This is a genomic window from Pseudomonas sp. SC3(2021) (assembly GCF_019856535.1).
GTDB classification, from domain to species: domain Bacteria; phylum Pseudomonadota; class Gammaproteobacteria; order Pseudomonadales; family Pseudomonadaceae; genus Aquipseudomonas; species Aquipseudomonas monsensis.
Window position 1 is genome coordinate 5,967,718 of the sequence record NZ_CP082236.1, and the last position, 25,205, is coordinate 5,992,922.

The following is a 25,205-nucleotide window of genomic DNA, read 5'->3' on the forward strand; positions in this document are numbered from 1 at the left end:
CCCGATCACTTAAAACAGCTCGCCTTTCGCAGCCTTTTCCAGCAGCAACGCCGGTGGGGCAAAACGCTCGCCATATTGCTCGGCCAGGTACTGCGCACGAGCGACGAAATCCTGCACGCCGTATTGGTTGATGAACTGCAGCGCACCACCCGTCCACGCGGCGAAACCAATGCCGAAGATCGAGCCGACGTTGGCATCCGCCGTCGAGGTCAGCACGCCCTCCTCCACGCAGCGCACGGTTTCGATGGCTTGCACAAACAGCAGACGATCACGTACATCCTTCGGTGAAATCTGGCCATCAGCCTTCTCGAAGCGCGTCTTCAATTCCGGCCACAGATGTTTCTGAGCACCGGCCGGGTAATCGTAAAAACCACCGCCTGCGGCTTTGCCCGGACGCTTGTATTCGTTGAGCAGCAAGTCAATCACGGCGAACGCCGGGTGCTCAATCAGTGGTTTCCCTTCTGCCTGTAGGTCCTTGGCCGTCTGCTGGCGGATATGGCTCATCAGGCTGAGGGAAACTTCATCAGAGATCGCCAGAGGCCCGACCGGCATCCCGGCCTTGCGCGCCTCGGTCTCGATCATCGGCGCGCTCACGCCCTCGCCGAGCATAGCGATGCCTTCGTTGGTAAAAGTGCCGAATACCCGCGAGGTAAAGAAGCCGCGACTGTCGTTGACCACAATCGGGGTTTTCTTGATTTGCAGGACGAAATCGAAACCGCGCGCCAGGGTTTCATCACTGGTCTGTGCGCCTTTGATGATTTCCACCAACGGCATTTTTTCCACCGGGCTGAAGAAATGCAGGCCGATGAACTTGCTTTGATCCGGCACTGCCTGCGCCAGCCCGGTGATCGGCAAGGTCGAAGTGTTGGAGGCAATCACCGCCGCGCTACCGACCACTTGCTGTGCCGCTGCCGAGACTTTGGCTTTCAGTTCTCGGTCCTCGAACACCGCCTCGATGATCAAGTCGCAGCCGGCCAGATCGGCATCGCTTTCACTGGTGCTGATCCGCGACAGCACCGCTTCGCGCTGCTCAGCCGTCATCTGGCCACGGGCAACTTTCTTGTCCAGTAAGGCCGCCGAGTGAGCCTTGCCTTTCTCGGCCGCTGCAAGGTTGATGTCCTTGAGCACCACTTCAATGCCGGCCGAGGCGCTGACGAACGCGATCCCCGCGCCCATCATGCCAGCGCCCAGCACGCCGACTTTTTGCGTCTTATACGGTGCGTAACCCTGCGGCCGTGAGCCACCGGCATTGATCTCGTTGAGCTGGAACCAGAAGGTACCGATCAGGTTTTTCGAAATCTGGCCGGTAGTCAGCTCGGTGAAATAGCGGGTTTCGATCAGGTGCGCGGTGTCGAAATCCACCTGAGCGCCCTCCACCGCCGCACACAGAATCTTCTCCGGTGCCGGCAGCGTGCCCTGGGTTTTCGTGCGCAGGATCGACGGCGCAATGGCCAGCATCTGCGCAACTTTCGGGTTCGACGGTGTGCCACCGGGAATCTGATACCCCTTCACGTCCCAACGTTGCACCGCTGTCGGATGGGCGACGATCCAGGCGCGCGCCTTGGCCAGCAGTTCATCGTGATCGGCGGCCAGTTCGTCGATCAGACCGGCCTGCAACGCCTGTTGCGGACGCACTTTCTTGCCCTCGAGCAGATACGGCAGCGCCTTCTCGATACCGAGCATGCGCACCATGCGCACAACTCCGCCGCCGCCCGGCAACAGACCCAGGGTCACTTCCGGCAAGCCGAGTTGTACCGAAGCGTCGTCAAGTGCCACCCGGTGATGACAGGCCAGGCAGATTTCCCAGCCGCCGCCCAGCGCCGCCCCGTTGATGGCCGCAACCACCGGTTTACCCAGGGTTTCCAGCGTGCGCAATTGCCCCTTGAGGGTCAGCACCATGTCGTAGAAGGCTTTGGCTTCGGGCTTGCCGACCTTGATCAGCTCATTGAGGTCGCCGCCGGCAAAGAAGGTTTTCTTCCCCGAAGTGATGATGACCCCAGCGAGGTGGTCTTTGTCCGCGACCAGTCGCGCAACGCACGCGGCCATGGCTTCGCGGTACACGGCGTTCATGGTGTTGGCGCTCTGGCCCGGCATGTCGATGGTCAGGACAACGATGCCGTCCTGAGCTTTTTCGTAACGAATGGCTTCGCTCATAACAAGGTTCCTTGAATTCGGGGCTCAGAGGCGTTCGAGGATGGTGGCAATGCCCATGCCGCCGCCGACGCACAGCGTCGCCAGGCCATAGCGCAGATGCCGCGCTTCCAGTTCATCGAGCAACGTGCCGAGGATCGCGCAACCGGTGGCGCCCAGCGGATGCCCCATGGCGATGGAGCCGCCGTTGACGTTGACCTTGGCCGGATCGACGGCCATGTCCTTGATGAACTTGAGCACCACCGAGGCAAACGCTTCGTTGACCTCGAACAGGTCGATGTCTTCAACACGCAGCCCGGCCTTGGCCAATGCCTTGCGCGTAGCCGGTGCAGGGCCGGTGAGCATGATGGTCGGATCGGTGCTGGTGACGGCCGTGGCGACAATCCGCGCCCGCGGTTGCAGGCCCAGCGCCCTGCCCTTGGCCTCGGAGCCAAGCAACATCAGCGCCGCGCCGTCGACGATTCCGGAACTGTTGCCTGGCGTATGAACATGGTTGATCCGCTCGACATGGCTGTACACCCGCAGTGCCGTCGCGTCGAAGCCCATCTGGCCAATCATTTCGAAACTGGGCTTGAGTTTGCCCAGCCCTTCAAGGGTGGATTCGGCACGAATGAATTCATCGTGATCGAGCAGGATGATGCCGTTCTGGTCCTGCACCGGCACCAACGACTTGTTGAACGAACCATCGGCCCGGGCCCGTGCGGCTTTCTGTTGCGAATGCAGCGCATAGGCGTCGACGTCGTGACGGCTGAAACCTTCAAGGGTGGCGATCAGGTCCGCACCGACGCCCTGCGGGGTGAAGTGGCTGTGCAGATTGGTCTGCGGGTCCAGCGCCCAGGCGCCGCCGTCACTGCCCATTGGCACGCGCGACATCGACTCGACGCCACCGACCACCACCAGGTCTTCGAACCCGGAGCGCACTTTCATCGCGCCGAGGTTCACCGCTTCCAGTCCCGAGGCGCAGAAGCGGTTGATCTGCAAACCCGCTACGCTGACATCCCAATCGGCCACTTGCACCGCCGTCTTGGCGATGTCCGAGCCCTGATCGCCAATCGGCGTGACGCAACCGATGACCACGTCATCGACCTGGCTGGTGTCGAGCGACGTGCGCTGCTGCAGTGCGGTCAACAGACCGGCCAGCAGATTCACCGGTTTGACGCTGTGCAAAGCGCCATCGGGTTTGCCTTTGCCACGCGGCGTGCGCAGCGCATCGAATATCAAAGCCTGGGTCATGACGTCCTCGAACCTGTGCGGTGAGTGATTGCTCGTGCCTCCACTCTTGGCCCGGACGCTCATGGATTCAATGACCACAGTGCTCAATGGCGTTGACGCACACGCTCAGACGGACGGTCATTGAACAGCGGGTGAACCGGTTCAGGTGCGCGAGTTGTCTAGCCAGCGGGCGGCAAAGAAGCTGGCAAAACGCCTCATGCCTTTTTAAGCACATTCAGCAGCAAGTTCATATGAAATGGATCTAAGCCAAGCGTGACGCGGGCCCTAAGGTAGAACATGTACGTCATGGTCGTCGGGTTTTGCCGAGGCCGACGTTCTTCAACAGGAAGTGCAGCGTTTGCCGTCATGGATATGCAGGCAAACATCAGGAAATAACAATAAAGGCGGTCAAGCCATGTTCAAACAACCAAAAGTTCGTCAAGCAGGGCTCATTCTTTTCGCCACGACGCTGTTGCTGATTTTGCCGAACCTGACCAAGGTCATTGGCTGAATCAAGCGACCGGCGCCCGTCATCGCCCATTAAAAATGTGCGTGGCCCGCTACCCGGGCCAGCATGGCTGTGCCAACCTTTGTGCACTTCCACGACATGGACGGCGATCATTTGAAGAATCTCATTGCGTTCGGGGCCTTGCTGCTGAGCCTGCCCTTGTCTGCCGCTCAGTTGGATCTGCAACTGGGCGCCCATACCCGCACCTGGCAGACCGAGGAGCTGCTCAAGCATCCTCTAGTGCAAACCCTGACGATCAAAAACGATGTGTCCTACAAAAAGGACATGACCTATCGCGCCGTGCCCGTGGCCGCGCTGCTGACCGGCATCAAACCTGACGATCATCTGCAAGCGGTAGCGCTGGACGGGTTTGCCGCCGAGCTGGCGGCCGCGCCGTTGCTCAATAGCAAAGGTGCACGGGCCTGGCTGGCCATCGAAGACCCGGCGCAGCCGTGGCCGCCGCTGTCGGCGGGCAAGCACAGTGCTGGACCGTTTTATCTGGTATGGACGGATCCGCAGGCCGGTCATATCAGCCCGGAGCAGTGGCCATTCGAAGTGGCGAGCATCAAGCGCATGGCTCCGGTGGCGGAGCGCTTTCCGGCGCTGTTGCCCGATGCCAAGCTGAAAGCAGATGACCCGGTGAATCAGGGGTTCGCCCTGTTTCAGAAAAACTGTCTGGCCTGTCACCGCCTGAACGGTGCGGGGGATGCGCAGTTCGGGCCGGATCTGAATATTCCGTATAACCCGACGGAGTACTTCGGCGCGGATTTCCTCAAGCGGTATATCCGCGATCCGCAGAGTTTGCGCCAATGGCCGCAGGCGAAGATGCCGGGGTTTTCGGCAGATGTGTTGCCGGAGAAGGATCTGCAGTTGCTGATCGGCTATTTGCAACACATGGCCGGGCGCAAGGTTAAGCCATAAGCAATGGGGTGTTATCACTGACCGCTTCGCTGGCAAGCCCCACAGGTTATCCGCCGACTCTGAAGCCGCGGTAATCCTGTGAGAGCTGGCTTGCCAGCGATAGCGGTATTGCAGTTATTGCTGTTGCACGGAGATAACCGGCGCCGGGGTGGGCGACACGAACACCTTCGCATGCATCTGTTCACACCCCCCGCCCCGACGCATCCCGCGTACCGGGCAGGCGTCCAGGTAATCGAGGCCTACCGCCAGTTTCAGGTGACGCTCAGGGCGCGCCAGTTCATTGGTCACGTCAAAGCTGTACCAGGCGTCATCCAGCCAGGCTTCTGCCCAGGCATGGCTGGCCAGATGCTCGCAATCCTCGCTGTACAGATAACCCGACACATAACGTGACGGCACCCCGAGACTGCGCGCACAGGCCAGAAACGCATGAGTATGGTCCTGACACACGCCGGCACGTCCGGCAAACGCATCCGCAGCCCGCGTGTCGACTTCGGTGGAGCCCGGCGTGTAAGTCATGTGTTGATTCAAACCGTGCATCAGATCAATCAGCGCCGTGCGATCACGCCGCTGCTTGCAGGTTTTCGCCGCAAACGCACGCAGCGCCTCGTCCGCCTCGGTCAACCGGGTAAAACGCAGGAACGGCAGCGCCGACTGACTCTCATGTTCGGCCTCGCGCAATTCGTCGATATCGACCTGCCCTCGCGCGCCGATGATGATCGCTTCATGCGGCTCGTCCATGGTCAGCACGTGCAGGATGTTGCCGAACGGATCGAGTTGCGCACGCACCGGACGCGGCAGGTCGAGCTGCCAACTGAGTACATGCTGGCGCTCGCTGTCGTGGGGGGTCAGCCGCAGGTACTGGATGCTCGCCCGCACCTGATCTTCGTAGTGATAGGTGGTCTCGTGGCTAATGGAAAGTCTCATGCAGCCTCCAGGTAGGAACTGTGAATGGCGTTGCCCAACTGGCGCACCAGCGGGATGAATTCGGTCAGCCACGCGTGCAGGCCTTCCTCGAGAATTTCGTTGATGCCGGTGTAGCGCAGACGTGCGTCCATTTCCGCCGCCAGCCGTTGCGCCGGTCGACCATTGGCGCCGGGCAATTGCGCGAGGATCTGGTCGATCTCCTCGGTGCACGCACGCAGCGAACGCGGCACATCGGCGCGCAGCAGCAGCAACTCGGCGACATGCCGGGCGCCGGGGGCATCGCGGTAGATTTCGGTGTAGGCCTCGAACGACGACAAGGCCCGCAGCAATGCACTCCACTGGTAATACGCGTGGGCGGTGCCGTCGCTGACCGCTGCGGCCTGATCCCCGGCCATTTCATAACGCGCATCGAGCAGACGCAGCGTGTTGTCGGCGCGCTCGATAAACGTGCCCAGACGAATAAAGCGAAACGCATCGTTACGCATGATCGTGCCGTAGGACGCACCACGGAACAGGTGCGAACGCTCCTTGATCCACTCGCAGAAACGGCTCATGCCATAGCGGCTCAGGCCTTGTTCGGCGATCCCGCGAATTTCCAGCCAGGTGGCGTTGATGTTTTCCCACATGTCGGCGGTGATGCGCCCACGCACCGCATGGGCACTGGCCCGCGCTGCGCCGAGGCAACTGTAGATACTTGCCGGGTTGGCCGCATCGAGGGCGAAAAAGTGCAACAGGCGTTCGGCGTGCAGTTCGCCGTGACGCTCCAGGTAATCGTCGAGGGTGCCGGTGATCAACAGCGGCATGGCCAATTCGTGCAGACCATCGCCGCGACCGTCCTGCGGCATCAGCGACAACGAGTAACTGACGTCGAGCATCCGCGCGAGGTTTTCCGCCCGCTCCAGGTAACGCGACATCCAATACAGATCCGAGGCAGTTCTACTTAACATGGCAAGCTTCCTTCAATCCTCGACCACCCAGGTGTCCTTGGTTCCGCCGCCCTGGGAGGAATTCACCACCAGGGAGCCTTCGCGCAGGGCAACACGGGTCAAACCGCCGGGCACGACCCGGGTTTCGCGACCGGACAAGACAAATGGCCGCAGGTCGATATGGCGCGGCGCAATGCCGTTTTCGACAAAGGTCGGACAGGTCGACAGCGACAGCGTCGGTTGTGCGATGTAGGCGTGCGGCTTGGCCTTGATCCGCTCGCGGAACGCGTCGATTTCCGCGGTCGTTGCCGCCGGCCCGACGAGCATTCCGTATCCACCGGAGCCCTGGGTTTCCTTGACCACCAGCTCCGGCAGATTGGCCAGTACGTGGGACAGTTCGGACGGGTTGCGGCATTGCCAGGTCGGCACGTTCTTCAGGATCGGTTCTTCGTCGAGATAAAAACGGATCATGTCAGTGACGAACGGATACACCGATTTATCGTCCGCCACCCCGGTACCGATGGCGTTGGCCAGCACGACATTGCCGGAGCGATAGGACGACAGCAGTCCCGGTACACCGAGCATCGAGTCGGGGTTGAACGCCAGCGGATCGAGGAACGCATCGTCGAGGCGACGGTAGATCACGTCCACCGGTTTTGGCCCGTCGGTGGTGCGCATGAAGACTTTGTCGTCACGCACGAACAGATCCGCGCCCTCCACCAGCTCGACGCCCATCTCCCGCGCCAGAAACGCATGCTCGAAGAACGCACTGTTGAAGCGCCCCGGCGTCAGCACCACCACGCTCGGGTCGTCGATGGGGCTGGAGCTTTTCAGGGTGTCGAGCAACAGATTCGGATAGTGGTCGATGGGCGCGATGCGCTGGGCGGCGAACAGCTCGGGGAACAGACGCATCATCATCTTGCGGTCTTCGAGCATGTAGCTCACGCCGCTCGGGGTCCGCAGGTTGTCTTCGAGCACGTAATAAGTGCCGTCGCCATCGCGCACCAGATCGACGCCGGAAATGTGCGAGTAGATATCGCGGTGCAGATCCAGCCCTTGCATCGCCAACTGGTATTGCTCGTTGGCCAGCACTTGTTCGGCGGGAATGATCCCGGCCTTGATGATGCGCTGCTCATGATAAAGATCGGCGAGAAACATGTTCAGCGCCTTGACTCGCTGGATACACCCGCGCTCGACAATCCGCCATTCGCTGGCGGGAATGCTGCGCGGAATCGTGTCGAAAGGAATCAGGCGCTCGGTGCCCTGCTCGTCCCCGTAGAGCGTGAAGGTGATCCCGGCACGGTGGAACAGCAAGTCAGCCTCGCGTCGCCGTTGTGCCAGCAACTCGTCAGGCGTGTCGGCCAGCCAGCGCGCGAACTCCCGGTAATGCGGGCGAACCAGGCCGCCGGCATCGTACATTTCATCAAAATAGGTGCGGATCATGCCGTACTCCTTGTCACCCGGACCTACAGGCCTTCGCAAGGCCCGTGCCATCGGCATAAACGCTTTGATTTCAATCGGTTGGATAATGACGCCGCAGGCACCGCACCATTCCTGTGCGGCAAATGCCCCAACCTGATTGCCCCCGCTTCATTGCGACGCATTGCAGCGCCTATCACCAGCATAGTCAGAGTTGATTTCACTGCCCGGTGCCGGCTGCGGATAATCCGCGCATCCGCTGCACAATTTCCCTGGTGAAATGTTCAGCCCAACCAATCCGGACTGTGACCGCAGTCCCGCAGGCCTTAACCCTGACCGGTTTCCCCGGCTTATCGGTCTTCCCTTTCAGCCACCCTCTGCGGTGGCTTTTTTTGCCCGCTTGAAATGTTTTGAAAGTAAAAGCAAAAGATCGCAGCCTTCGGTCGTTCCTGCGGATGACTGTTGCAGGAGTTGCCGAAGGCTGTGATCTTTTGATTTCTGGAAACGACAACGGCCGACCCGAAGGTCAGCCGTTGCCCGATACCTGTAACCGGAGATCAGTTCAGACGATAGCGGTTGCGCACCTCCTGCTTGACGCCCCAGCCTTCGATGATGCCGCCCAGCGGCTCGACCACGGCAGAGAAACCCTGCTCGAAATCGCCAATGTCGTCATACGTTGCATACATCACTTTGCTCAATTCCAGCGACCAGGCGCCATCGTCGCGCGCACTGACCTGAGCATTGATGGATTCACCGCGAAACTTGCCTGCCGCCCTGCGCGCCCGCTCCTCGTCCGGGAAAATGGCGTAGAACTCGATGGGATGAAAACGGGAAAAATCGAACCCGCCTTCTTTCATGCGGCGCAGAACATTGCTGCTGATGTCTTCTTGATAGGCTGTGCTCATGAATCGTCCCCCTCAGATAGATGGATAGACTTTCCGTATTCCCGCCCCGGGCCTCTGGCCAAAGTACTGCGGCAACGTGGTTGCACGCGGGAAACAAGCATGTAGCTGACAAGACCAGACCTTAGCGATCCGTTCGCTGATCTCGCTTGCAGAGTAGCCCCAAGATAGAGCCGCTGCCAAGGCCTGGTGCTTCAGGTGACAAGAAGAATTTCAGATTGGCGTGATGCTACGGATTTCGATGCTGTTCTGGCTTTTCAGGCTTTTGACACCAGCATCGGCGGTACGCCCTTCCAGATCGTTCAGATCCAGTTCGGCGGCGACAGGAAGCAACCGCGCCTTGACCATTCGAGCGGCCTCGTCATCACTGGGGCATTCCGCCTGCTCGAACACCTCATCGACAATTTCACCATGATCGTCCACGAAAGTGACTTTCCACTTTTGCATCGGTGCCTCCTCGATCAAACCCGTAAATGGGCTTACTTCTATCTCGACTTTTCGCGAGATTGATCGTTCAAAAGGAATACATCTGCCGAACATGAAAAAAACATCACGTTGGTGCTTGGAAAACTTTTGGGCCGAGGGGATTTATCCCCTCGCCACAGACAATCCCTTCACTCAGTCAGTCGTTGCTTGGCTTGTTGATCGCCTGCAGCACGTACTGCGGCAAGGCGAACGCGCCGATGTGGATTTCCGGGTTGTAGTAACGAGTGACGATGCCGCTGCCAATGAAACGCTGTTGCAGGGTTTCACGGCTCAACCTGCGGTAGGCCGGGTTGGTCGAGCCCCAGGCGAAGGTCATTGAACCGCCGATGTAGGTCGGCACGGCGGCCTGATAGAAATGCCAGTCCGGAAACAGGCTGCGCAGGCGACCGGCAGTGGTTTTCACTTCGTCGATCTGCATGAACGGCGTGCCGTTCTGGGTCACCAGGATGCCGCCCTCGTTCAGGCAACGGTGGCAGGCCTGGTAGAAATTCTCCGAGAACAGCACTTCGCCCGGACCAATCGGGTCGGTGGAGTCCGAGATGATCACGTCGAATTTTTCCGTGGTGGTGGCGACGAAACGCATACCGTCGTCGATCACCAGGTTCAGCCGTGGATCGTCGTAAGCGCCTTTGGAGTGGTCCGGCAGGAACGTTTTGCACATGTCGACCACGGTGCCGTCGATCTCGACCATGGTGATGTGCTCGACGCTGGCATGTCGGGTCACTTCGCGCAACATGCCGCCGTCGCCGCCGCCGATGATCAGCACACGCCTGGCGGTGCCGTGGGCGAGGATCGGCACGTGGGTGAGCATTTCGTGGTAGATGAATTCATCGGCTTCGGTGGTCTGGATCACGCCGTCCAGCGCCATCACCCGGCCCATGCGCGGGTTCTGGAAAATCACCAGGTGCTGATGTTCGGTGCGCACTTCGTGCAGGAGTTTTTCCATGCGAAAACGCTGGCCATAACCTTCATAGAGGGTTTCCAGGTATTCGCTGGTCTTGGTGACGGTCATGGTCAGGTGCTCCGAGGAATGCGCAGGCGCCCATCATGCTGACGATTGCCCGGGAAAGGCGCGCATTTTACGTTGCCAAAGATGACAGGTCGAACCTCGGCTCATCGGCAATCCGCATAACCTTGTGGGAGCGGGCTTGCCAGCGATGCAGTCAACACGGTCTCTGCGTGACACCGCTGCGATGCTATCGCTGGCCAGCCAGCTCCCACAGGTTATGGGGTGATTTCAACGTTGTGGCTAGATCCGCACGTTGCCTCGCGGCCCGGCAATGGCCCAGATGATCAGGCCCAGCACCGGCAGGAGGATGATCAGCAGGACCCAGAGGATTTTCATCCCGGTCTCGGCGCCGCTTTTCAGCACGTTGATGATGGCCCAGATGTCGAGGGCAAGAATGATCAGGCCGATCAGACCGTTGAACGTGGAACCCATGGTGTCGCTCCAGAATAGTGGCATGCACTTTTAGGATAGACGGTCGCGCGCAGGGTTCCCTTTTATTGCGTTCAGACGTGAATGGCGACTTTCAAGGCTTCCAGTGACGGCGCGGCAGCAATGCCGACCTCGGCACACAACTCCAGCACCCGAGGCACGTCGTTGCCGTAAACCAGCACCACTTGCAGCTCGTCGTCGAGCAACTGGCTGAAGTTCATCAGCGTGTACCCGCCGTTCTCCTTGTTCAGGCTGCTCATCTGCACCTGGATGCGATTGAGTGCGGTCAACGCTTCGGTCTTGGCCAGTTGCTTGGGCTTGAGGTTGAAGTCCACGCCCGGGCCGAACGACGCGACAATCTGCGCGAACAGGTCGACATAGGTGTCGGCCTGGAACAGCACGGTCTCCGGCAGGCTGCCGACCACTACCCACTCGCCTAGTGGAATTGGGAAAGTGTCGTCGTAGTTGATGTCCGGGTTGGCGGCCAGAAAAGCGTCGGCATCGGCGTAGGCCTGAGCGGCTTCGTCGGCGACGTTCAGGATCTCGTCCTCGCCCATGCAGCCGGAGCTGATTTTGCTGATGAGTTCGACGAGCGCGGCTTTCATGGAGGCGGATCCTGTGGAAGGAGAAATTTGAGGGCGCGAAGGATAGCGCATTCTTTAGCGCACCCGACACCTGTGGCGAAGGAGCTTGCTCTCGCTGGGGTGCAGAGCAGCCGAAAAAACAGTGGGCTCACCCTGTTTGCCAGCGCTGCACACTGGAGCGGGAGCAAGCGCCCTCGCCACAGAGTTTCGACTGTCCTCAGGCCAGCAGTTTTTCCAGCTGCGCCGTGGTGTCGACCGCGCCCATGGTCCGGGCGGCATCCAGGGCGGTGATGCCATTGGCATCCTTGGCTTTCGGATCGGCGCCTTTGCCGATCAGGTAATCAACGATTTCAACACGGTTGAACATCGCGGCCATCATCAGCGCAGTCCGGCCATCAAAGGACGAACCTTCAATCTCGGCACCCGCCTCGACCAACGCCTTGACCACCGCCAGATCGCCCTTGAACGCCGCACCGGCAATCGGGCTCTGGCCGTTGCCATTGCGCAGTTCCGGATCGGCCTTGTGTTTCAGCAACACCTGCACTGCCTCGATATGGCCGTAGTAACTGGCCAGCATCAGCAAGGTGTCGCCCTTGCTGTTTTTCAGGTTCACCGGCAAACCCGCGCCGATCAGTCGATCAAGCATCAGCGCGTCACCTTCGCGCGCCTTGTTGAAAACCTGCTCGGTAAATTCGGCAGCTTCTTCTGGGGTCATCTGGCGGCTTTGGTCAGACATGGGCAACTCCACTTTCGGTCAATCAGAAAGGCGACAGTTTCCCGAGCGTGACGAAGCCTGTCACCCCCTTTTTCTCAAGATTACCTATAGCCAGAATCAATAGCGGTATTTGCCCTGATGAATTCCAGCCAACACTTCATCGGTGACCTGCACATAGGTATCGGTGCCGGGCAGCCAGGCAAAAACCGGATCATCGCCCGTCTGGCCGGGATCGAAGCCTTCATTTTTCAGGCGGGTTTTCTGGTACTTGAACGTGCCGGTGGTTTCCATTTTCACCTTCACCCGCAGGAACAACGGTACCGCGTAGGCCGGCATGCGCTGGCGGGCAAACGTCAGCAACTCGGCGAAATCCAGGGTGGCGAGGGATTCTGCCGGGGTAATCGCAGCCATGCCGGCGCGACCGTTGGTGTTACGGATTTCCACGCCATAGGCCACGGCCTCGGAAATGTGCGGATGTTGCAGCAGCAGGTTTTCCACTTCGGTGGTCGAGACGTTTTCACCTTTCCAGCGATAGGTGTCGCCCAGACGATCGACAAACTGTGCATGACCGAAACCGATATTGCGCAACAGATCGCCAGTGTTGAAAAAACGATCACCCTTGTTGAAGACATCGTGCAGCACAACCCTGGCGGTCTTCTGCGGATCGGTGTAGCCATCCAGTGGCGCTTTTTCGTCGATGCGCGCCAACAGCAGGCCCTGCTCGCCCTTGCCGACCTTGCGCATGAAACCGTCGTCGCTGCGCAGCGGTTCGCCGCTGTCATGATCGTAGGCTACCAACTCCCAGGCCATCAGCGAGAAGCCGATGGTGTTGTCGAAGTTGAGGATGTTGGTGAAGCCGATATTGCCATCGCTCGCGGCGTACAGCTCGCAGATATGCTCAACGGCGAAACGTGTCTTGAACTCGGCCCACGCCCCGGGGCGCAAGCCGTTGCCGATCATCTTGCGCACGTCGTGGCGACTGTCATCGTCGCTGGGCGGTTGATCGACCAGATAACGGCACAACTCGCCGACGTAGCCAAGGGTGGTAGCCCGATAACGGCGCACATCGTTCCAGAACTGGCTGGCGCTGAATTTGCGCCGGATCGCGAAGCCCGAAGCGCCATTGATTGCCGAGCCCCAGCACACGCAGAGCCCGGTGGCGTGGTACAGCGGCAGTGTGCAATACACCACGTCGTCGGGCTGCATGTTGAGCGCGATCATGCCGAAACTGGCCGAACTGCGCATCCAGCGCCCGTGTTTGAACACTCCGGCCTTGGGCAAACCGGTGGTGCCGGAGGTGTAGATATAGAAACACGGATCGTCGTAGAACACTTGCCGGCTGCTCGGCGGATTGACGCTGGAGGCGTCAGCACTGGCGCTGATCAGATTGACGTACCCTTCGGGCGCAATACCCGGATGGCTGTAGGTGTCCTGATCCGCGACAAACCAGGTGCGTTGCGCGGCGATTGATACCTGTGCGCGTATGGCGGCGAACGCCGGCAGCAACTCCTCGCCGACAACAATCGCCACCGGCGTCACCAGATTCACGCTATGAATCAGCGTGTCGCGGGTTTGCGAGGTATTGAGCAACGCGCTGACGGCACCGACCTTGGCCAGGGCAAGAATGGTCACCAGCAATTCCGGGCGGTTGTCGATGAACACCGCCACCACGTCGCCCTTGCCAATGCCCTGCCCGCTCAGATAATCGGCGATGCGGTTGGCCCACTGGTTGACCTGGGTGTAGGTCAGCAGCACGTCGCCCTGCATTAACGCCGGGCCTACGGGATTGCGCAGGGTCGCTTGTTCGAACGTCCAGCCCAGGCCACAGCTTTGGGTAGGGTCCGTGACGTTGGCCGCCTTCATGCCCTTGACCACCCGCGGGATGGCCTTGGCGATCATTGGCAGTTTGCGGAGCATCATGCTCCAGGTAATCGTGTCGCTTGGCGCGTGACGCATGGAAGCTCCCCGTTCGGCCTTTGGCGCTGGCCGGTATTTTTATTGTCGGGCAATCGCTTGCTCTGACCGCCGCATTCGAACGAGGGTCGACGCTGAAAATACGTCAGCGCTTCTCGGGCTGTACACGCGGTTTTTGCAATGTTTTGTATCCGCAACCGCGAAAGAGAAGGCCGTGATCCTGGTACACCCGATTGGTTCCATTGGATCGTGCAAGATCCCGCAAAATGCAGGATGCACGATGGCCATTCATGCAGATTGCACGACGCCAGGAAATTTTATTATTTATAAATTACTGATTTATAAAGGATTTTATTTTTATAAATACTGGCACAATCACTGCAACCTCCTCTGCATGCTTGCCATTCAAGTGCATACGGAGCTGAAAGACATGAGCCTGATCCAAGAAAAATTTTCCTCGCTGTTCTCCAACTTCGAAGTCGCCACCGCGCCACGTCCCGATGGCGGGATTCTGCTGACCCTGCGCAGCAACGACGGCAAAGTGTTCAAACGCGCACTGACCTATCAGCAAATGCATAACGCCGACCAACTGTCGTGGGCCATCAGTGCCATTCGCCGCGATCTGGCGGAACAGGCCAGCGAACTGCCGCAAATTGCCATGCTGCAGAGCCAGCAGCGTTTCGCCCTGCCGACGTATCACTCGCTGTAAACATTCAAACGCATTAAACAAAACAGGCCGGGCAGCTTTCACTGCCCGGCCTGTTTTTGTTTTTGTGCTCGATGCAAAAAACCTGTGGGAGCGCTGCGTGCTCAGAAGGCTTCCGGTTCGATGCCGGTGAAGCTGTCGACCGAGACGTGTCCTTCCAGCTCCCCTCCCTCGCGGGCCAGGCCGCAGGTCTGCAAACCGGCCGCTTGAGCAGCGTCGAGCTCCTGGACGATGTCGGACAGAAACAGAATCTCCCCCGGTTCAACGCCAATCGCCTGTTGAATATTCGTGTAGGACTGCGCCTCGCGCTTGGGCCCCGAGGTCGTGTCGAAGTAGCCACTGAACAGCGGCGTGAGGTCGCCCGCCTCCGAGCAGCCGAAAATCAGTTTCTGCGCCTGGACCGAGCCGGACGAATACACGAACAGTTGATAGCCCGCCGCGTGCCATCGTTGAAGTGCTTCAACGGCATCCGGGTAAACGTGGCCCTTCAACTGCCCGGCCTGATAACCCTGCGCCCAGACCATGCCCTGCAACGCTTTGAGTGGCGTGGCCTTGCGGTCTTCGGCGATCCAGCTCAAGAGAATTTCAATCACCCGTTCAACATCGGCCTGTGGCTCGGTGCTGTAACGGCGCACGGCGGTGATCTGCTCGGCGACATCGGCGCGCCCGGCGTTCTGCCGCACAAAGTCCGGCAGGTGCCGGGCCGCGTACGGAAACAGCACGTCGAACACAAAACTCACCGCACTGGTGGTGCCTTCGATGTCGGTAAGGATGGCTTTGATCGACATCGGTTCAATCCTCCAGGCGCGGGAAGCGCCCGGCGATGTCTTCACCAGTGAAATTCGCCACCCAGCCTTCCGGGTTGTTGAACAGGCGAATCGCCACGAAATGCGGGTGCTCGCCCATGTCGAACCAATGTCGGGTACCCGCCGGCACCGAGATCAGATCGTTCTTTTCGCACAGGACGGCGTAGACGTAATCGTCGATGTGCAACGTAAACAGTCCACGGCCAGCGACGAAAAAGCGCACTTCGTCTTCGCCGTGGTGATGTTCTTCAAGGAACCTGGCGCGCAGTTCGGCTTTTTGCGGGTGATCGCTGGTGAGGCTGATCACGTCGACGGTGATGTAACCGCGCTCGGTCATCAGTTTGTCGATCTGCTCCCGATAGGCGCTGATCACTTCTTCCTGGGTCGCCCCCGGCTGGATTTTCGCCGCCGCTTGCCAGCGGTCGAAACGCACGCCCTGCTCGGCGAGCGTCGAGGCGATGTCTTCGAAATGGGTCAGCACCTTGTTCGGAAGGTCAGGGCTGGAAACGTGATAGACGGACAGGCTGCTCATGGGCAATTCCTCGGTATCGGCCTTGCCGTCCGGTTCTTGCAGACCGGTCGGGCAGTGCATTTCATCAGGCGAAGGGCTGCTTCTGGTGAAGTCAGCCTTGGCGGTTCATGACGCTGCGGGTTTTCAACTCGCATTCAAACAGGAATTCAAAGGCCTCGATCTGCCGCAGCGCGTCGCTCATCTGCGCGCCCCAGGTGTAGAGGCCGTGGCCGCGAATCAGGTAACCGACGCAATCGGGATGGGCGTCGAGCCAAGGCTGCACCTTGGCGGCGAGGCGCGCAATGTCCTGATCGTTGTCGAAAATCGGCACGCGCAGCCGGGATTCGTGGGTCGAAATGCCGCTGAAGGCTTTTTGCAGTTCGTAGTCTTCGAACTCGATGAAGTCTTGCGGCGTCAGGCGCGACAGCACGGTGGCGTTCACCGAGTGGGTGTGCAATACGGCGCCGATCTCCGCGCGCCAGCTGTAGAGCTGGGTGTGCAGCAAGGTTTCAGCGGACGGCTGTTTGCCCGGCTCCAGACTGTTGCCGGACAGATCGGTGGCCAACACGTCGTCCAGACCCAACTGGCCCTTGTGCTTGCCGGATACGGTCAGCAAGGCTTCGCTCGGCGACAGGCGCGTCGAATAATTGCTGCTGGTGGCTGGCGACCAGCCGCGACCATAAAGAAAACGCCCGGCATCGACGATTTGCCGGGCGAGTTGTTCACGCGTAAGGCTCATGGCCTGTCCTCTTGCATTCGTATGGCAATGATAACGGCAGCAGCGAGCGCCGCGAGGCTGGCGATACTAAAGGTTAATGTCGCGCCGAGGACGTTCCAGCTGTAGCCGGAATACAACGCCCCCATTGCACCGCCGGTGCCGGCCAGCGCTGCATACAGCGCCTGACCCTGCCCTTGCTGGCGCGCACCGAAGCTACGTTGCACGAACGCGATGGCAGCCGCATGAAAGCTGCCGAAGGTCGCCGCGTGCAACACCTGCGCGAACAACAGCACCCAGAGGAATTCGGCGAACGACCCCAGCAGCAACCAGCGCAGCGCCGCCAGCAGAAAACTCGCCATCAGCACCCGGCGCAGGGAAAACCGCGCGAGAATCCGGCTCATGAACATGAACATCAGCACTTCGGCGACCACGCCCACGGCCCAGAGCATGCCGATCACGCCACGGCTGTAACCGAGCCGTTCAAGGTGCAGGGTCAGAAAGGTGTAATAAGGCCCATGGCTCAACTGCATCAGCGCGACGCAGCCGTAGAACGCCAGCACACCAGGATTGCGCAGTTGCTTGAGGAAGCCCTCCCCGCTCGGGCGATTGCCTTGCGGCGGTTGCGCGTTAGGCACCCACAGGCTGCTGAGGACGATGCCGGCCATGATCAGCACCAGCGCCGCCGGGTAGATGTCGAGGCTCAGCCACTCGAACAAGCGCCCCAGCGCGACCACGGTGATGATGAAACCGATTGAACCCCACAGACGAATCTGGCTGTAGCGAGACGTCTGCCCCTGCAAGTGCGCGAGGGTGATGACTTCGAATTGTGGCAACACCGCGTGCCAGAAGAACGCATGCAGCGCCATGACCATCGCCAGCCAGGCGTAGGTCTTGCTGACGAAAATCAACGAAAACGTCAACAGCGTGCACACCGCGCCGAAGCGCACGATGGCCAGGCGTTTGCCGGTGTAATCGCCGAGCCAGCCCCAGATGTTCGGCGCCACGCAGCGCATCAGCATCGGGATGGCGACCAGTTCGCCGATACGTGCAGCGCTGAAACCGAGATGATCGAAGTACAGCGCCAGGAACGGCGCTGTCGAACCGAGCAAGGCGAAATAGAACAGATAGAAACTGGACAGCCGCCAGTACGGGAGCGCCGCCACGCCGGTTATGCCGCAGCGGCTTTGAGATCACCCATCAAAGCTGACCCAGCACCGGGGTGCTCACGCGCACATCGGCGTTCTGCCCACGATGGCGCAGCAAGTGGTCCATCAGCACGATGGCCATCATGGCTTCGGCAATCGGCGTGGCGCGGATACCGACGCACGGGTCGTGACGGCCCTTGGTGATCACGTCCACCGGGTTGCCGTGGATGTCGATCGAACGGCCCGGCGTGGTGATGCTCGAGGTCGGCTTCAACGCCAGATGCGCGACGATCGGCTGACCCGAGGAGATGCCGCCGAGGATGCCGCCAGCGTTGTTGCTGAGGAAACCTTCCGGGGTCAGCTCATCGCGGTGCTCGGTGCCGCGCTGGGCGACACAGGCGAAACCGGCGCCGATTTCCACGCCCTTGACCGCGTTGATGCTCATCAGCGCGTGGGCCAGTTCGGCGTCGAGGCGGTCGAAAATCGGCTCGCCGAGGCCCGGCATCACGCCTTCGGCGACCACGGTGATCTTCGCCCCCACCGAGTCCTGATCGCGGCGCAACTGGTCCATGTAGGCTTCCAGCTCTGGCACCTTGTCCGGATCCGGGCTGAAGAACGCATTCTCTTCCACCGAATCCCAGGTCTTGAACGGGATTTCGATCGGGCCGAGCTGGCTCATGTAGCCGCGAATGACGATGCCCTGGGTGGCCAGAAACTTCTTCGCAATCGCACCCGCTGCCACGCGCATCGCGGTTTCGCGCGCCGAGCTGCGGCCGCCGCCACGGTAGTCGCGTTCGCCGTACTTGTGGTGGTAGGTGTAGTCAGCGTGAGCCGGGCGGAACAGATCCTTGATTGCCGAGTAGTCCTTGGACTTCTGGTCGGTGTTACGGATCAGCAGGCCGATCGAGCAACCGGTGGTGCGCCCTTCGAACACGCCGGAGAGGATTTCGACTTCGTCGGCTTCCTGACGCTGGGTGGTGTGGCGGCTGGTGCCCGGCTTGCGACGATCGAGGTCGCGCTGCAGGTCTTCCAGCGAAATCTCCAGGCCCGGCGGGCAGCCGTCGACAATGGCGACCAACGCCGGACCATGGCTTTCGCCCGCGGTGGTGACAGTGAACAACTTGCCGTAGGTATTGCCGGACATGCAGGACGCTCCGTGAAATCAAACCCAAATTCGTGATGCGCGCCAGTATACGCAGGCTAACCGAGTAGTTCATCCTCGAACCTTAGTGGTGCTGGCGAGTCCAACTGGCACCTTGGCGAATGATGGCGTGATGATGCTGCGAGTTTTGATCTTGAGTCTTACCCTGATTACGGGCTTTGCCCACGCGACGGTCCTACAGCGCCCGGTAACTTTGGATACCGGCACAGGCGAGCTTTTCGGTTCGCTGCTGCTGCCAAAGTCCGACACGCCAGTGCCGGTTGTCCTGATTATTTCTGGCTCGGGTCCTACGGATCGTGACGGAAACAACTCCGATGGCGGACGCAATGACAGTCTCAAGCGACTGGCGTGGGTGCTGGCTAAACACAACATTGCCAGCGTGCGTTACGACAAGCGCGGCGTGGCCGCCAGCCTGGCGGCCACGCCGGATGAACGCAATCTGTCGGTTGAGGCCTACGTCAACGATGCCGTGGCCTGGAGCCAGAAGCTGAAAAGCGATCCGCGTTTTGGTCCGCTGATTCTGCTCGGTCACAGTGAAGGCGCCCTCATCGCCACCCTCGCCGCCCCGCGCGCCGACGCGGCTGCGCTGATTTCCCTGTCCGGCAGCGCCCGGCCGGTCGATCAGGTGATCCGCGAGCAGTTGGCCCGCAGCCTGCCGCCTCCGCTGATGCTGCGCAGCAATGAACTGCTCGACAGCCTCAAGGCCGGCCACACGGATGCCAACGTGCCGGCGCCGCTGCAGCCGATTTTTCGGCCAAGCGTGCAGCCGTACCTGATTTCGCTGTTCCGGCAGGACCCGGCCAAGGCTTTTGCGCAACTGAAGATGCCGGCACTGATCGTTCAGGGCAGCAACGACATGCAGGTCGGCGTGGGCGATGCCCTGGCGTTGAAAGTCGCCAAACCCGACGCCGAGCTGGCGGTGATCGACGGCATGAACCACGTGATGCGCATCGTCCCGGCGGATATGAAGCGGCAATTGGCCTCCTACAAGGATCCGAATTTGCCACTGGCGGCGGAGCTGGGCGGCAAACTGATCGAATTTATTGACGGACTTCGCACCCGTTAAGGGCTTTTTGCCCTCTAGTCCTGCAAAAAACGGCCGATAAGCCTTTGTCGCCAGCGTACTGGCTGGCGACAAGCAGCGCTTGGACAGGATCTCGCCGTTATGACTGATACCCCGACTTCACCCGACACCACCGCTGAAAAAGACACACCGCCAGCGGTTGAGCTGCCATGGGCGGACGTCAGCGTCGAGCACCACAAGATGCTCCGCCTGGCCCCGCTGCAGACTGACCGGCACACCGGCGGCCGGCCGTTGCGCTTTGTCGAATTCGGTTACGCCGAGCGCAACAGCAAAGAACACAGCCTGATGCGCATGGCAATCAAACTGCCAAGCCAGCGTGTGCGCAAAGAACAAAACCACCTCGACGTGTGGGTCAATCACACCACCAAGCGCGTGAGCTTCGGCCCGGACAGCGGTTTGCAGATCGAGCCGTTGAACCGCGGCATCGGCCGTTTCATGGCGGCGCAAGGCATCAATTGGGCGAAAAAACGCTGGCCCACCTACACCGTCGACAGCATGGACCTGAACAACAAGGACGCGCTGAACGAAGACACCCGCCTGCGTCGCGATCACTTCCTGCGCGTGCACGGTTTCGATGTGGTGTACGCCGATGCCCAGCATTTGAAAGGCAGCATCAAGGACGCGCAGGTTGGCGATTTGCTCGGTGACTGGAACAGCGAAAAGCTGCAGATCGTCGAGATTCTTGAAGCAGCGGCGATGTTGCAACAGGCCGAGCAGAACCTCGCCGAGCAGGAAGTGAAGCTGAAGAAGCAGGAAGAGAAAGTCAGCAAGTTCAAGCGTGAAGACGCTGGTCTGCGCTTCACCATTACTTGCCTGGTGGCGTTTGCGGTGTTTCAGGCGGGATTGTTGATCTGGATTGCTACACATCGGTAACAGGTCGAGACCGAGGCGTCCCCATCGCGGGCAAGCCACGCTTACACAGGTTTTGCGTCGTACCCAAATATGGCGGTACACACAAAAAACTGTGGGAGCGGGCTTGCCCGCGATGCTTTTAAGGCTTAAACGCGGGAGGCGAACAGCGCTTGATGGTCGCGGCACTGCTCCGCCGTCAGCATGAACACGCCATGCCCGCCACGCTCGAATTCGAGCCAGGCGAAGTCGACTTCCGGATACAGCGCTTCAACGTGCACCTGGCTGTTGCCCACCTCAACGATCAGCAAGCCCTTCTCGGTCAAGTGATCCGCCGCCTGCGCGAGCATCCGTCGCACCAGGTTCAGACCGTCGTCACCACAGGCCAGGCCCAGCTCCGGTTCGTGCTGATATTCGTCCGGCATGTCAGCGAAATCTTCCGCGTCAACGTACGGCGGGTTAGACACGATCAAGTCGAAGCGCTGCCCCGGCAAACCGTCAAAACCATCGCCCTGCACGGTGTACACGCGCTCGTCGACGCCGTGACGCTCGATGTTCTGATTGGCCACTTCCAGCGCTTCGAACGACAGATCCGCCAGTACCACTTCCGCGTTCTGGAACTCGTAGGCGCAAGCAATGCCGATGCAGCCGGAGCCGGTGCACAAGTCGAGAATCCGCGCAGGTTCGTTGCCGATCCACGGCGCAAAACGGTTTTCGATCAGCTCGCCAATCGGCGAACGCGGGATCAACACGCGCTCGTCAACGATGAACGACATGCCGCAGAACCACGCCTCACCGAGCAGGTAAGCCGTCGGGATGCGCTCCTCGATACGGCGCTTGAGCAGGCGTTGCAGGTTGACCAGTTCGTCGTCTTCCAGGGCGCAGTCGAGGTAGCTGTCGGCGATTTCCCATGGCAGGTGCAAAGCTCCCAGCACAAGCTGCCGGGCTTCATCCCAGGCATTGTCGGTGCCATGGCCAAAAAACAGATCCTCCCCATGGAAGCGGCTGACGGCCCAACGGATGTGGTCGCGCAGGGTACGAAGTCGGGAAGTGATCACGGGGCAGAACTCCAGAAAAAACGACTGGCGATTCTAGCAGCCAAAACGCGCCACGACGACGCAGGAAACACAGGTGGGCGACGGTAGGAGTTTTCTGATTTTTACATCAGCTATTGAACAGAACGTGTAACTTGACAACGCTGCAGGCCAGTAACGACGGCGCCTACGATGGTAGCGATTCACAGAACCGCTCAGCCAGAGGACAATGTCGCAAAAGCCCCACCCCAAGGAGCCCCAGAATGTCCGTTCCAAAAACGATGTTTCAACTCAGCGGCCGCGGTTACGCAGCGGCCACATTGAGCCATGCCACCGTGGTCATCATTGATGCCCAGAAAGAGTATCTCAGCGGCCCGCTGGCCCTGAGCGGCATGGACGCGGCCGTCGCGAACATCAAACAACTGGTCGCTGCGGCCCGTGCAGCCGGTCGGCCGATCGTGCACGTGCGTCATCTCGGCACCGTCGGTGGCCTGTTCGACCCGCAAGGCGAGCGCGGCGAATTCATCCCCGGTCTTGAGCCACAGGGTGACGAAACCATCATCGGCAAACTGTTGCCGAGCGCCTTCCACGGCACCGAACTGCTCGACCGCTTGCAGAACCTCGGCTCGCTGGACCTGATCGTCTGCGGTTTCATGAGCCACTCCAGCGTCAGCACCACCGTGCGTGCGGCGAAGAACCTGGGCTTCCGCTGCACGCTGGTCGAAGACGCTTGTGCCACCCGCGACCTGCCATTCAAGGGCCGTGTGCTCAGCGCCGCTGTGGTGCAGGAAGCGGAAATGGCCATCATGGCTGATAACTTCGCCACCCTCACGCTGACTCAAGACCTGATCTGATCTGCGCTGATGAGCGGCTCACGGCGCCGCTCATCCACAAAAGCCTCGCATTTGCTTCAATTGCCTTAGCCTCAGGAACAACCCGGTCAACTCCCGGTCGAAGGGCCGATACCCATTGAGGAAGGTCGGAATGAAGTTATCCGATGGATTTGACGCACGCCGCTTGCGGCCCAAAGGCCAAAGCAACTGGCGTTTTCGATTTGGCGCAGCGATCGCCGCCATTCTGGCGACGTTCGGTGTGCTGCTGGCGATGGCCGGGGCCGCCAGCCTGCTGGGGCGCCCACCGGCCCTCGGCGACCTGAATGCCACGCCGACGGGTTCGGCGATCATCCTGGCGGTCGGCTTGTTGTTCCTGTATTTCGGCGTGGCGTTGTGGCGTCGTTGCCGGCGTCGCGCCCGGCAATCGCGGGAACTGAACATGTCCCCGCACCTGATGAAAAAACACGACTGATCAATGGCCTGGCTTTTTGCCGGGCCGTTTTGTTTCGACTTGGGTAAACTGGCCGCCCTTCGCGGAGGCTGACATGCAAGACGACGATTTTTCCCTGTTCAAAAGTGCGATCCAAGGCGTCAAGCCGATCAAGCACGACCGCGCCGACACCGGCAAACCCAAGGCTGACCGCGCCCAGATCGCCAAGCTGCGCCAGTCCGCCACCGTGCGCACCGACACCACTACCGTGGATGGCCTGTCCGATCAGTTCGTGATCGACGTCGGTCCTGAAGACGAGTTGATGTGGGCCCGCGACGGGGTGCAGGAAAGCCAGATGCGCAAGCTCAAGATCGGCCAGATCCCGTTCGAAGGCAGCCTCGACCTGCACGGCATGAACGTGGAAAAGGCCCGGGAAACCCTCTGGGCGTTTCTGGCAGAAGCGACAAAATTCGAAATCCGCTGCGTGCGCGTCACCCACGGCAAGGCTGTGCGGCTGGACGGCAAGCGACCGATGATCAAAAGCCACGTCAATACCTGGTTGCGTCAGCACGCACAGGTCCTGGGTTTCTGCTCGTGCCAGGCCAGACATGGCGGTGCCGGCGCGGTATATGTGATGCTCAAACGCACCATGATGGAAGGCCGCGACGAATAATCCCGTCACACCGAACTTGCAGGGTTGTGTCCGCCACCGTACCCTTGCCCTTTGCGAAAATCCCCACAGGTAGTTTCATGTCCCTGGAACAGAATTACACCGCGATTCTCGGCCAACTGGGCGAGGACGTGTCCCGCGAGGGCCTGCTCGACACGCCAAAGCGTGCCGCCAAAGCCATGCAGTACCTCTGCCGCGGTTATGAACAGACGCTCGAAGAGGTCACCAACGGTGCCCTGTTCAGCTCCGACAACAGCGAAATGGTGCTGGTCAAGGACATCGAGCTGTACTCGTTGTGCGAACACCACCTGCTGCCGTTCATCGGCAAGGCCCACGTCGCGTACATCCCGAGCGGCAAAGTGCTGGGCCTGTCGAAGGTCGCGCGAATCGTCGACATGTACGCCCGCCGCCTGCAGATCCAGGAAAACCTCAGCCGCCAGATCGCCGATGCGGTGATGCAAGTCACCGGCGCGCTGGGCGTTGCCGTGGTGATCGAGGCCAAGCACATGTGCATGATGATGCGCGGTGTCGAGAAGCAGAATTCGTCGATGATCACTTCGGTGATGCTCGGCGAGTTCCGTGAAAACGCGGCGACCCGCAGCGAGTTCCTCAGCCTGATCAAGTAATCGGCGACACAAAAAAACCGGCGTTGATCGCCGGTTTTTTTCGTCCGTGAAAAATCGGGTAAGCTGCGCGCCTTTCTCCATTTACACCGTGAGGCTTTCAACGTGTTCGTAAAAGCGCTTCGTGTCGGCCTTGGCCAACTGATCATCTTCATCGACTTCATCACCCGTCCAGGCAAGAAACAGCGCCCGGCCGAAACTCAGGCCCAGGTCAACGTTGCTGCAAAAGGCCTGACCCTGTATCAGTTCCACGCCTGCCCGTTCTGCGTGAAGACCCGCCGCACCCTGCGTCGCCTGAATGTACCGGTGGCGCTGAAGGATGCGAAGAACAACGCGCAGGATCGCCAGACGCTGCTGGACCAAGGCGGCAAGATCAAGGTGCCGTGCCTGCGCATTGAAGAGAATGGGCAGACCACCTGGATGTATGAATCCAAGGTGATCATTGATTATCTGGACAAGCGTTTCGCTGCAGTCTGATGGATTTTTGCCGGGGCTGATGGCCTGCTCGCGAAGAGGCCCGCCCCGTCACCATAA

The 25,205-nt window shown here is 60.2% G+C and carries 27 protein-coding genes; 9 read left to right on the plus strand and 18 right to left on the minus strand.

Going from position 1 to position 25,205, the window contains the following annotated elements:
- Window positions 1-9: 9 nt before the first annotated feature.
- Both K5Y35_RS26425 and K5Y35_RS26430 read right to left on the minus strand, forming a co-directional pair.
- Complete coding sequence (locus K5Y35_RS26425; RefSeq protein WP_222833347.1) at window positions 10-2,154, minus strand: 3-hydroxyacyl-CoA dehydrogenase NAD-binding domain-containing protein; 2,145 nt, start codon at window positions 2,152-2,154, stop codon at window positions 10-12.
- 24 nt (window positions 2,155-2,178) lie between these two features.
- Window positions 2,179-3,384, minus strand: a complete 1,206-nt coding sequence (locus K5Y35_RS26430) for an acetyl-CoA C-acetyltransferase (protein WP_222833348.1) — start codon at window positions 3,382-3,384, stop codon at window positions 2,179-2,181.
- A gap of 586 nt (window positions 3,385-3,970) precedes the next feature.
- Here K5Y35_RS26430 and K5Y35_RS26435 point away from each other — a divergent pair.
- On the plus strand, window positions 3,971-4,792 hold the full coding sequence (locus K5Y35_RS26435; RefSeq protein ID WP_186747608.1) for a c-type cytochrome: 822 nt from the start codon (window positions 3,971-3,973) through the stop codon (window positions 4,790-4,792).
- Window positions 4,793-4,906: 114 nt separating this feature from the next.
- On the opposite strand, the gene K5Y35_RS26440 is transcribed toward K5Y35_RS26435, so the two are convergent.
- The 10 genes from K5Y35_RS26440 to K5Y35_RS26485 form a co-directional block, all read right to left on the minus strand.
- Window positions 4,907-5,716: a transglutaminase N-terminal domain-containing protein gene (locus K5Y35_RS26440; protein WP_123467354.1), complete on the minus strand. Its 810-nt coding sequence runs from the start codon at window positions 5,714-5,716 to the stop codon at window positions 4,907-4,909.
- On the minus strand, window positions 5,713-6,663 hold the full coding sequence (locus K5Y35_RS26445) for an alpha-E domain-containing protein (protein ID WP_222833349.1): 951 nt from the start codon (window positions 6,661-6,663) through the stop codon (window positions 5,713-5,715). Before K5Y35_RS26445 ends, K5Y35_RS26440 begins: the two co-directional genes overlap by 4 nt.
- Before the next feature lie 12 nt (window positions 6,664-6,675).
- On the minus strand, window positions 6,676-8,085 hold the full coding sequence (locus tag K5Y35_RS26450) for a circularly permuted type 2 ATP-grasp protein (RefSeq protein ID WP_123467359.1): 1,410 nt from the start codon (window positions 8,083-8,085) through the stop codon (window positions 6,676-6,678).
- Between the two features lie 533 nt (window positions 8,086-8,618).
- Window positions 8,619-8,966 (minus strand): ribonuclease E inhibitor RraB, encoded by a 348-nt coding sequence (locus tag K5Y35_RS26455; protein WP_003223226.1) that lies wholly within the window; start codon window positions 8,964-8,966, stop codon window positions 8,619-8,621.
- A gap of 210 nt (window positions 8,967-9,176) precedes the next feature.
- Entirely contained in the window at window positions 9,177-9,410 is a 234-nt protein-coding gene (locus tag K5Y35_RS26460; RefSeq protein WP_123467361.1) for a hypothetical protein, read from the minus strand.
- Between the two features lie 175 nt (window positions 9,411-9,585).
- Window positions 9,586-10,461: a polyamine aminopropyltransferase gene (gene speE / locus K5Y35_RS26465; RefSeq protein ID WP_123467364.1), complete on the minus strand. Its 876-nt coding sequence runs from the start codon at window positions 10,459-10,461 to the stop codon at window positions 9,586-9,588.
- Window positions 10,462-10,698: 237 nt separating this feature from the next.
- Complete coding sequence (locus K5Y35_RS26470; protein WP_003223221.1) at window positions 10,699-10,890, minus strand: PLDc N-terminal domain-containing protein; 192 nt, start codon at window positions 10,888-10,890, stop codon at window positions 10,699-10,701.
- 71 nt (window positions 10,891-10,961) lie between these two features.
- Window positions 10,962-11,492: a hypothetical protein gene (locus tag K5Y35_RS26475; protein WP_123467366.1), complete on the minus strand. Its 531-nt coding sequence runs from the start codon at window positions 11,490-11,492 to the stop codon at window positions 10,962-10,964.
- 196 nt (window positions 11,493-11,688) lie between these two features.
- On the minus strand, window positions 11,689-12,207 hold the full coding sequence (locus K5Y35_RS26480; protein WP_123467368.1) for an ankyrin repeat domain-containing protein: 519 nt from the start codon (window positions 12,205-12,207) through the stop codon (window positions 11,689-11,691).
- A gap of 96 nt (window positions 12,208-12,303) precedes the next feature.
- On the minus strand, window positions 12,304-14,142 hold the full coding sequence (locus K5Y35_RS26485) for a long-chain-acyl-CoA synthetase (RefSeq protein WP_222833350.1): 1,839 nt from the start codon (window positions 14,140-14,142) through the stop codon (window positions 12,304-12,306).
- Window positions 14,143-14,530: 388 nt separating this feature from the next.
- Here K5Y35_RS26485 and K5Y35_RS26490 point away from each other — a divergent pair, with 388 nt between their 5' ends.
- Window positions 14,531-14,809: a DUF3509 domain-containing protein gene (locus tag K5Y35_RS26490; RefSeq protein WP_123467373.1), complete on the plus strand. Its 279-nt coding sequence runs from the start codon at window positions 14,531-14,533 to the stop codon at window positions 14,807-14,809.
- A 101-nt stretch (window positions 14,810-14,910) separates the two neighbouring features.
- On the opposite strand, the gene mtnC is transcribed toward K5Y35_RS26490, so the two are convergent.
- From mtnC to aroC, 5 genes are all read right to left on the minus strand, one after another.
- Window positions 14,911-15,594 carry an acireductone synthase gene (gene mtnC, locus K5Y35_RS26495; RefSeq protein ID WP_222833351.1) on the minus strand — a complete coding sequence of 228 codons (684 nt, stop codon included), beginning with the start codon at window positions 15,592-15,594 and terminating at the stop codon, window positions 14,911-14,913.
- A 4-nt stretch (window positions 15,595-15,598) separates the two neighbouring features.
- The gene (locus K5Y35_RS26500) at window positions 15,599-16,144 is read right to left on the minus strand and encodes a 1,2-dihydroxy-3-keto-5-methylthiopentene dioxygenase (protein ID WP_222833352.1); all 546 of its coding nucleotides are present in this window, start codon (window positions 16,142-16,144) and stop codon (window positions 15,599-15,601) included.
- Between the two features lie 91 nt (window positions 16,145-16,235).
- Window positions 16,236-16,862, minus strand: coding sequence for a methylthioribulose 1-phosphate dehydratase (locus K5Y35_RS26505; protein WP_123467377.1), 627 nt, complete (start codon window positions 16,860-16,862; stop codon window positions 16,236-16,238).
- Window positions 16,859-18,004: an MFS transporter gene (locus tag K5Y35_RS26510; protein ID WP_123467379.1), complete on the minus strand. Its 1,146-nt coding sequence runs from the start codon at window positions 18,002-18,004 to the stop codon at window positions 16,859-16,861. Before K5Y35_RS26510 ends, K5Y35_RS26505 begins: the two co-directional genes overlap by 4 nt.
- 34 nt (window positions 18,005-18,038) lie before the next feature.
- Window positions 18,039-19,130 carry a chorismate synthase gene (aroC, locus tag K5Y35_RS26515; RefSeq protein ID WP_003223202.1) on the minus strand — a complete coding sequence of 364 codons (1,092 nt, stop codon included), beginning with the start codon at window positions 19,128-19,130 and terminating at the stop codon, window positions 18,039-18,041.
- A 130-nt stretch (window positions 19,131-19,260) separates the two neighbouring features.
- Here aroC and K5Y35_RS26520 point away from each other — a divergent pair, with 130 nt between their 5' ends.
- On the plus strand, window positions 19,261-20,214 hold the full coding sequence (locus K5Y35_RS26520; RefSeq protein ID WP_222833353.1) for an alpha/beta hydrolase: 954 nt from the start codon (window positions 19,261-19,263) through the stop codon (window positions 20,212-20,214).
- 99 nt (window positions 20,215-20,313) lie between these two features.
- Window positions 20,314-21,105, plus strand: coding sequence for a hypothetical protein (locus K5Y35_RS26525; RefSeq protein WP_222833354.1), 792 nt, complete (start codon window positions 20,314-20,316; stop codon window positions 21,103-21,105).
- Between the two features lie 125 nt (window positions 21,106-21,230).
- Here the strand turns inward: K5Y35_RS26525 and prmB are convergent, their stop codons facing one another.
- Entirely contained in the window at window positions 21,231-22,139 is a 909-nt protein-coding gene (gene prmB / locus K5Y35_RS26530; RefSeq protein ID WP_123467384.1) for a 50S ribosomal protein L3 N(5)-glutamine methyltransferase, read from the minus strand.
- Window positions 22,140-22,378: 239 nt separating this feature from the next.
- Here prmB and K5Y35_RS26535 point away from each other — a divergent pair, with 239 nt between their 5' ends.
- The 5 genes from K5Y35_RS26535 to K5Y35_RS26555 all read left to right on the plus strand — a co-directional run bounded on the left by K5Y35_RS26535 (window position 22,379) and on the right by K5Y35_RS26555 (window position 25,148).
- Window positions 22,379-22,969: a cysteine hydrolase family protein gene (locus K5Y35_RS26535; RefSeq protein ID WP_222833355.1), complete on the plus strand. Its 591-nt coding sequence runs from the start codon at window positions 22,379-22,381 to the stop codon at window positions 22,967-22,969.
- 130 nt (window positions 22,970-23,099) lie between these two features.
- The gene (locus K5Y35_RS26540; RefSeq protein ID WP_003223191.1) at window positions 23,100-23,420 is read left to right on the plus strand and encodes a hypothetical protein; all 321 of its coding nucleotides are present in this window, start codon (window positions 23,100-23,102) and stop codon (window positions 23,418-23,420) included.
- Window positions 23,421-23,493: 73 nt separating this feature from the next.
- Window positions 23,494-24,051, plus strand: a complete 558-nt coding sequence (locus K5Y35_RS26545) for a Smr/MutS family protein (RefSeq protein WP_123467386.1) — start codon at window positions 23,494-23,496, stop codon at window positions 24,049-24,051.
- Between the two features lie 77 nt (window positions 24,052-24,128).
- A complete protein-coding gene (gene folE / locus K5Y35_RS26550) occupies window positions 24,129-24,674 on the plus strand; it encodes a GTP cyclohydrolase I FolE (protein ID WP_003442011.1) in 546 nt (181 codons plus the stop codon).
- Between the two features lie 102 nt (window positions 24,675-24,776).
- Complete coding sequence (locus K5Y35_RS26555) at window positions 24,777-25,148, plus strand: glutathione S-transferase N-terminal domain-containing protein (RefSeq protein WP_123467388.1); 372 nt, start codon at window positions 24,777-24,779, stop codon at window positions 25,146-25,148.
- Window positions 25,149-25,205: the final 57 nt, after the last annotated feature.

Bases quoted from the DNA above. Each gene is read 5' to 3' on its own strand.
- K5Y35_RS26425 (WP_222833347.1), bottom strand. From the start codon at position 2,154: ATGAGCGAAGCCATTCGTTACGAAAAAGCTCAGGACGGCATCGTTGTC.
- K5Y35_RS26430 (WP_222833348.1), bottom strand. From the start codon at position 3,384: ATGACCCAGGCTTTGATATTCGATGCGCTGCGCACGCCGCGTGGCAAA.
- K5Y35_RS26435 (WP_186747608.1), top strand. From the start codon at position 3,971: ATGGACGGCGATCATTTGAAGAATCTCATTGCGTTCGGGGCCTTGCTG.
- K5Y35_RS26440 (WP_123467354.1), bottom strand. From the start codon at position 5,716: ATGAGACTTTCCATTAGCCACGAGACCACCTATCACTACGAAGATCAG.
- K5Y35_RS26445 (WP_222833349.1), bottom strand. From the start codon at position 6,663: ATGTTAAGTAGAACTGCCTCGGATCTGTATTGGATGTCGCGTTACCTG.
- K5Y35_RS26450 (WP_123467359.1), bottom strand. From the start codon at position 8,085: ATGATCCGCACCTATTTTGATGAAATGTACGATGCCGGCGGCCTGGTT.
- K5Y35_RS26455 (WP_003223226.1), bottom strand. From the start codon at position 8,966: ATGAGCACAGCCTATCAAGAAGACATCAGCAGCAATGTTCTGCGCCGC.
- K5Y35_RS26460 (WP_123467361.1), bottom strand. From the start codon at position 9,410: ATGCAAAAGTGGAAAGTCACTTTCGTGGACGATCATGGTGAAATTGTC.
- speE (WP_123467364.1), bottom strand. From the start codon at position 10,461: ATGACCGTCACCAAGACCAGCGAATACCTGGAAACCCTCTATGAAGGT.
- K5Y35_RS26470 (WP_003223221.1), bottom strand. From the start codon at position 10,890: ATGGGTTCCACGTTCAACGGTCTGATCGGCCTGATCATTCTTGCCCTC.
- K5Y35_RS26475 (WP_123467366.1), bottom strand. From the start codon at position 11,492: ATGAAAGCCGCGCTCGTCGAACTCATCAGCAAAATCAGCTCCGGCTGC.
- K5Y35_RS26480 (WP_123467368.1), bottom strand. From the start codon at position 12,207: ATGTCTGACCAAAGCCGCCAGATGACCCCAGAAGAAGCTGCCGAATTT.
- K5Y35_RS26485 (WP_222833350.1), bottom strand. From the start codon at position 14,142: ATGCGTCACGCGCCAAGCGACACGATTACCTGGAGCATGATGCTCCGC.
- K5Y35_RS26490 (WP_123467373.1), top strand. From the start codon at position 14,531: ATGAGCCTGATCCAAGAAAAATTTTCCTCGCTGTTCTCCAACTTCGAA.
- mtnC (WP_222833351.1), bottom strand. From the start codon at position 15,594: ATGTCGATCAAAGCCATCCTTACCGACATCGAAGGCACCACCAGTGCG.
- K5Y35_RS26500 (WP_222833352.1), bottom strand. From the start codon at position 16,144: ATGAGCAGCCTGTCCGTCTATCACGTTTCCAGCCCTGACCTTCCGAAC.
- K5Y35_RS26505 (WP_123467377.1), bottom strand. From the start codon at position 16,862: ATGAGCCTTACGCGTGAACAACTCGCCCGGCAAATCGTCGATGCCGGG.
- aroC (WP_003223202.1), bottom strand. From the start codon at position 19,130: ATGTCCGGCAATACCTACGGCAAGTTGTTCACTGTCACCACCGCGGGC.
- K5Y35_RS26520 (WP_222833353.1), top strand. From the start codon at position 19,261: ATGATGCTGCGAGTTTTGATCTTGAGTCTTACCCTGATTACGGGCTTT.
- K5Y35_RS26525 (WP_222833354.1), top strand. From the start codon at position 20,314: ATGACTGATACCCCGACTTCACCCGACACCACCGCTGAAAAAGACACA.
- K5Y35_RS26535 (WP_222833355.1), top strand. From the start codon at position 22,379: ATGTCCGTTCCAAAAACGATGTTTCAACTCAGCGGCCGCGGTTACGCA.
- K5Y35_RS26540 (WP_003223191.1), top strand. From the start codon at position 23,100: ATGAAGTTATCCGATGGATTTGACGCACGCCGCTTGCGGCCCAAAGGC.
- K5Y35_RS26545 (WP_123467386.1), top strand. From the start codon at position 23,494: ATGCAAGACGACGATTTTTCCCTGTTCAAAAGTGCGATCCAAGGCGTC.
- folE (WP_003442011.1), top strand. From the start codon at position 24,129: ATGTCCCTGGAACAGAATTACACCGCGATTCTCGGCCAACTGGGCGAG.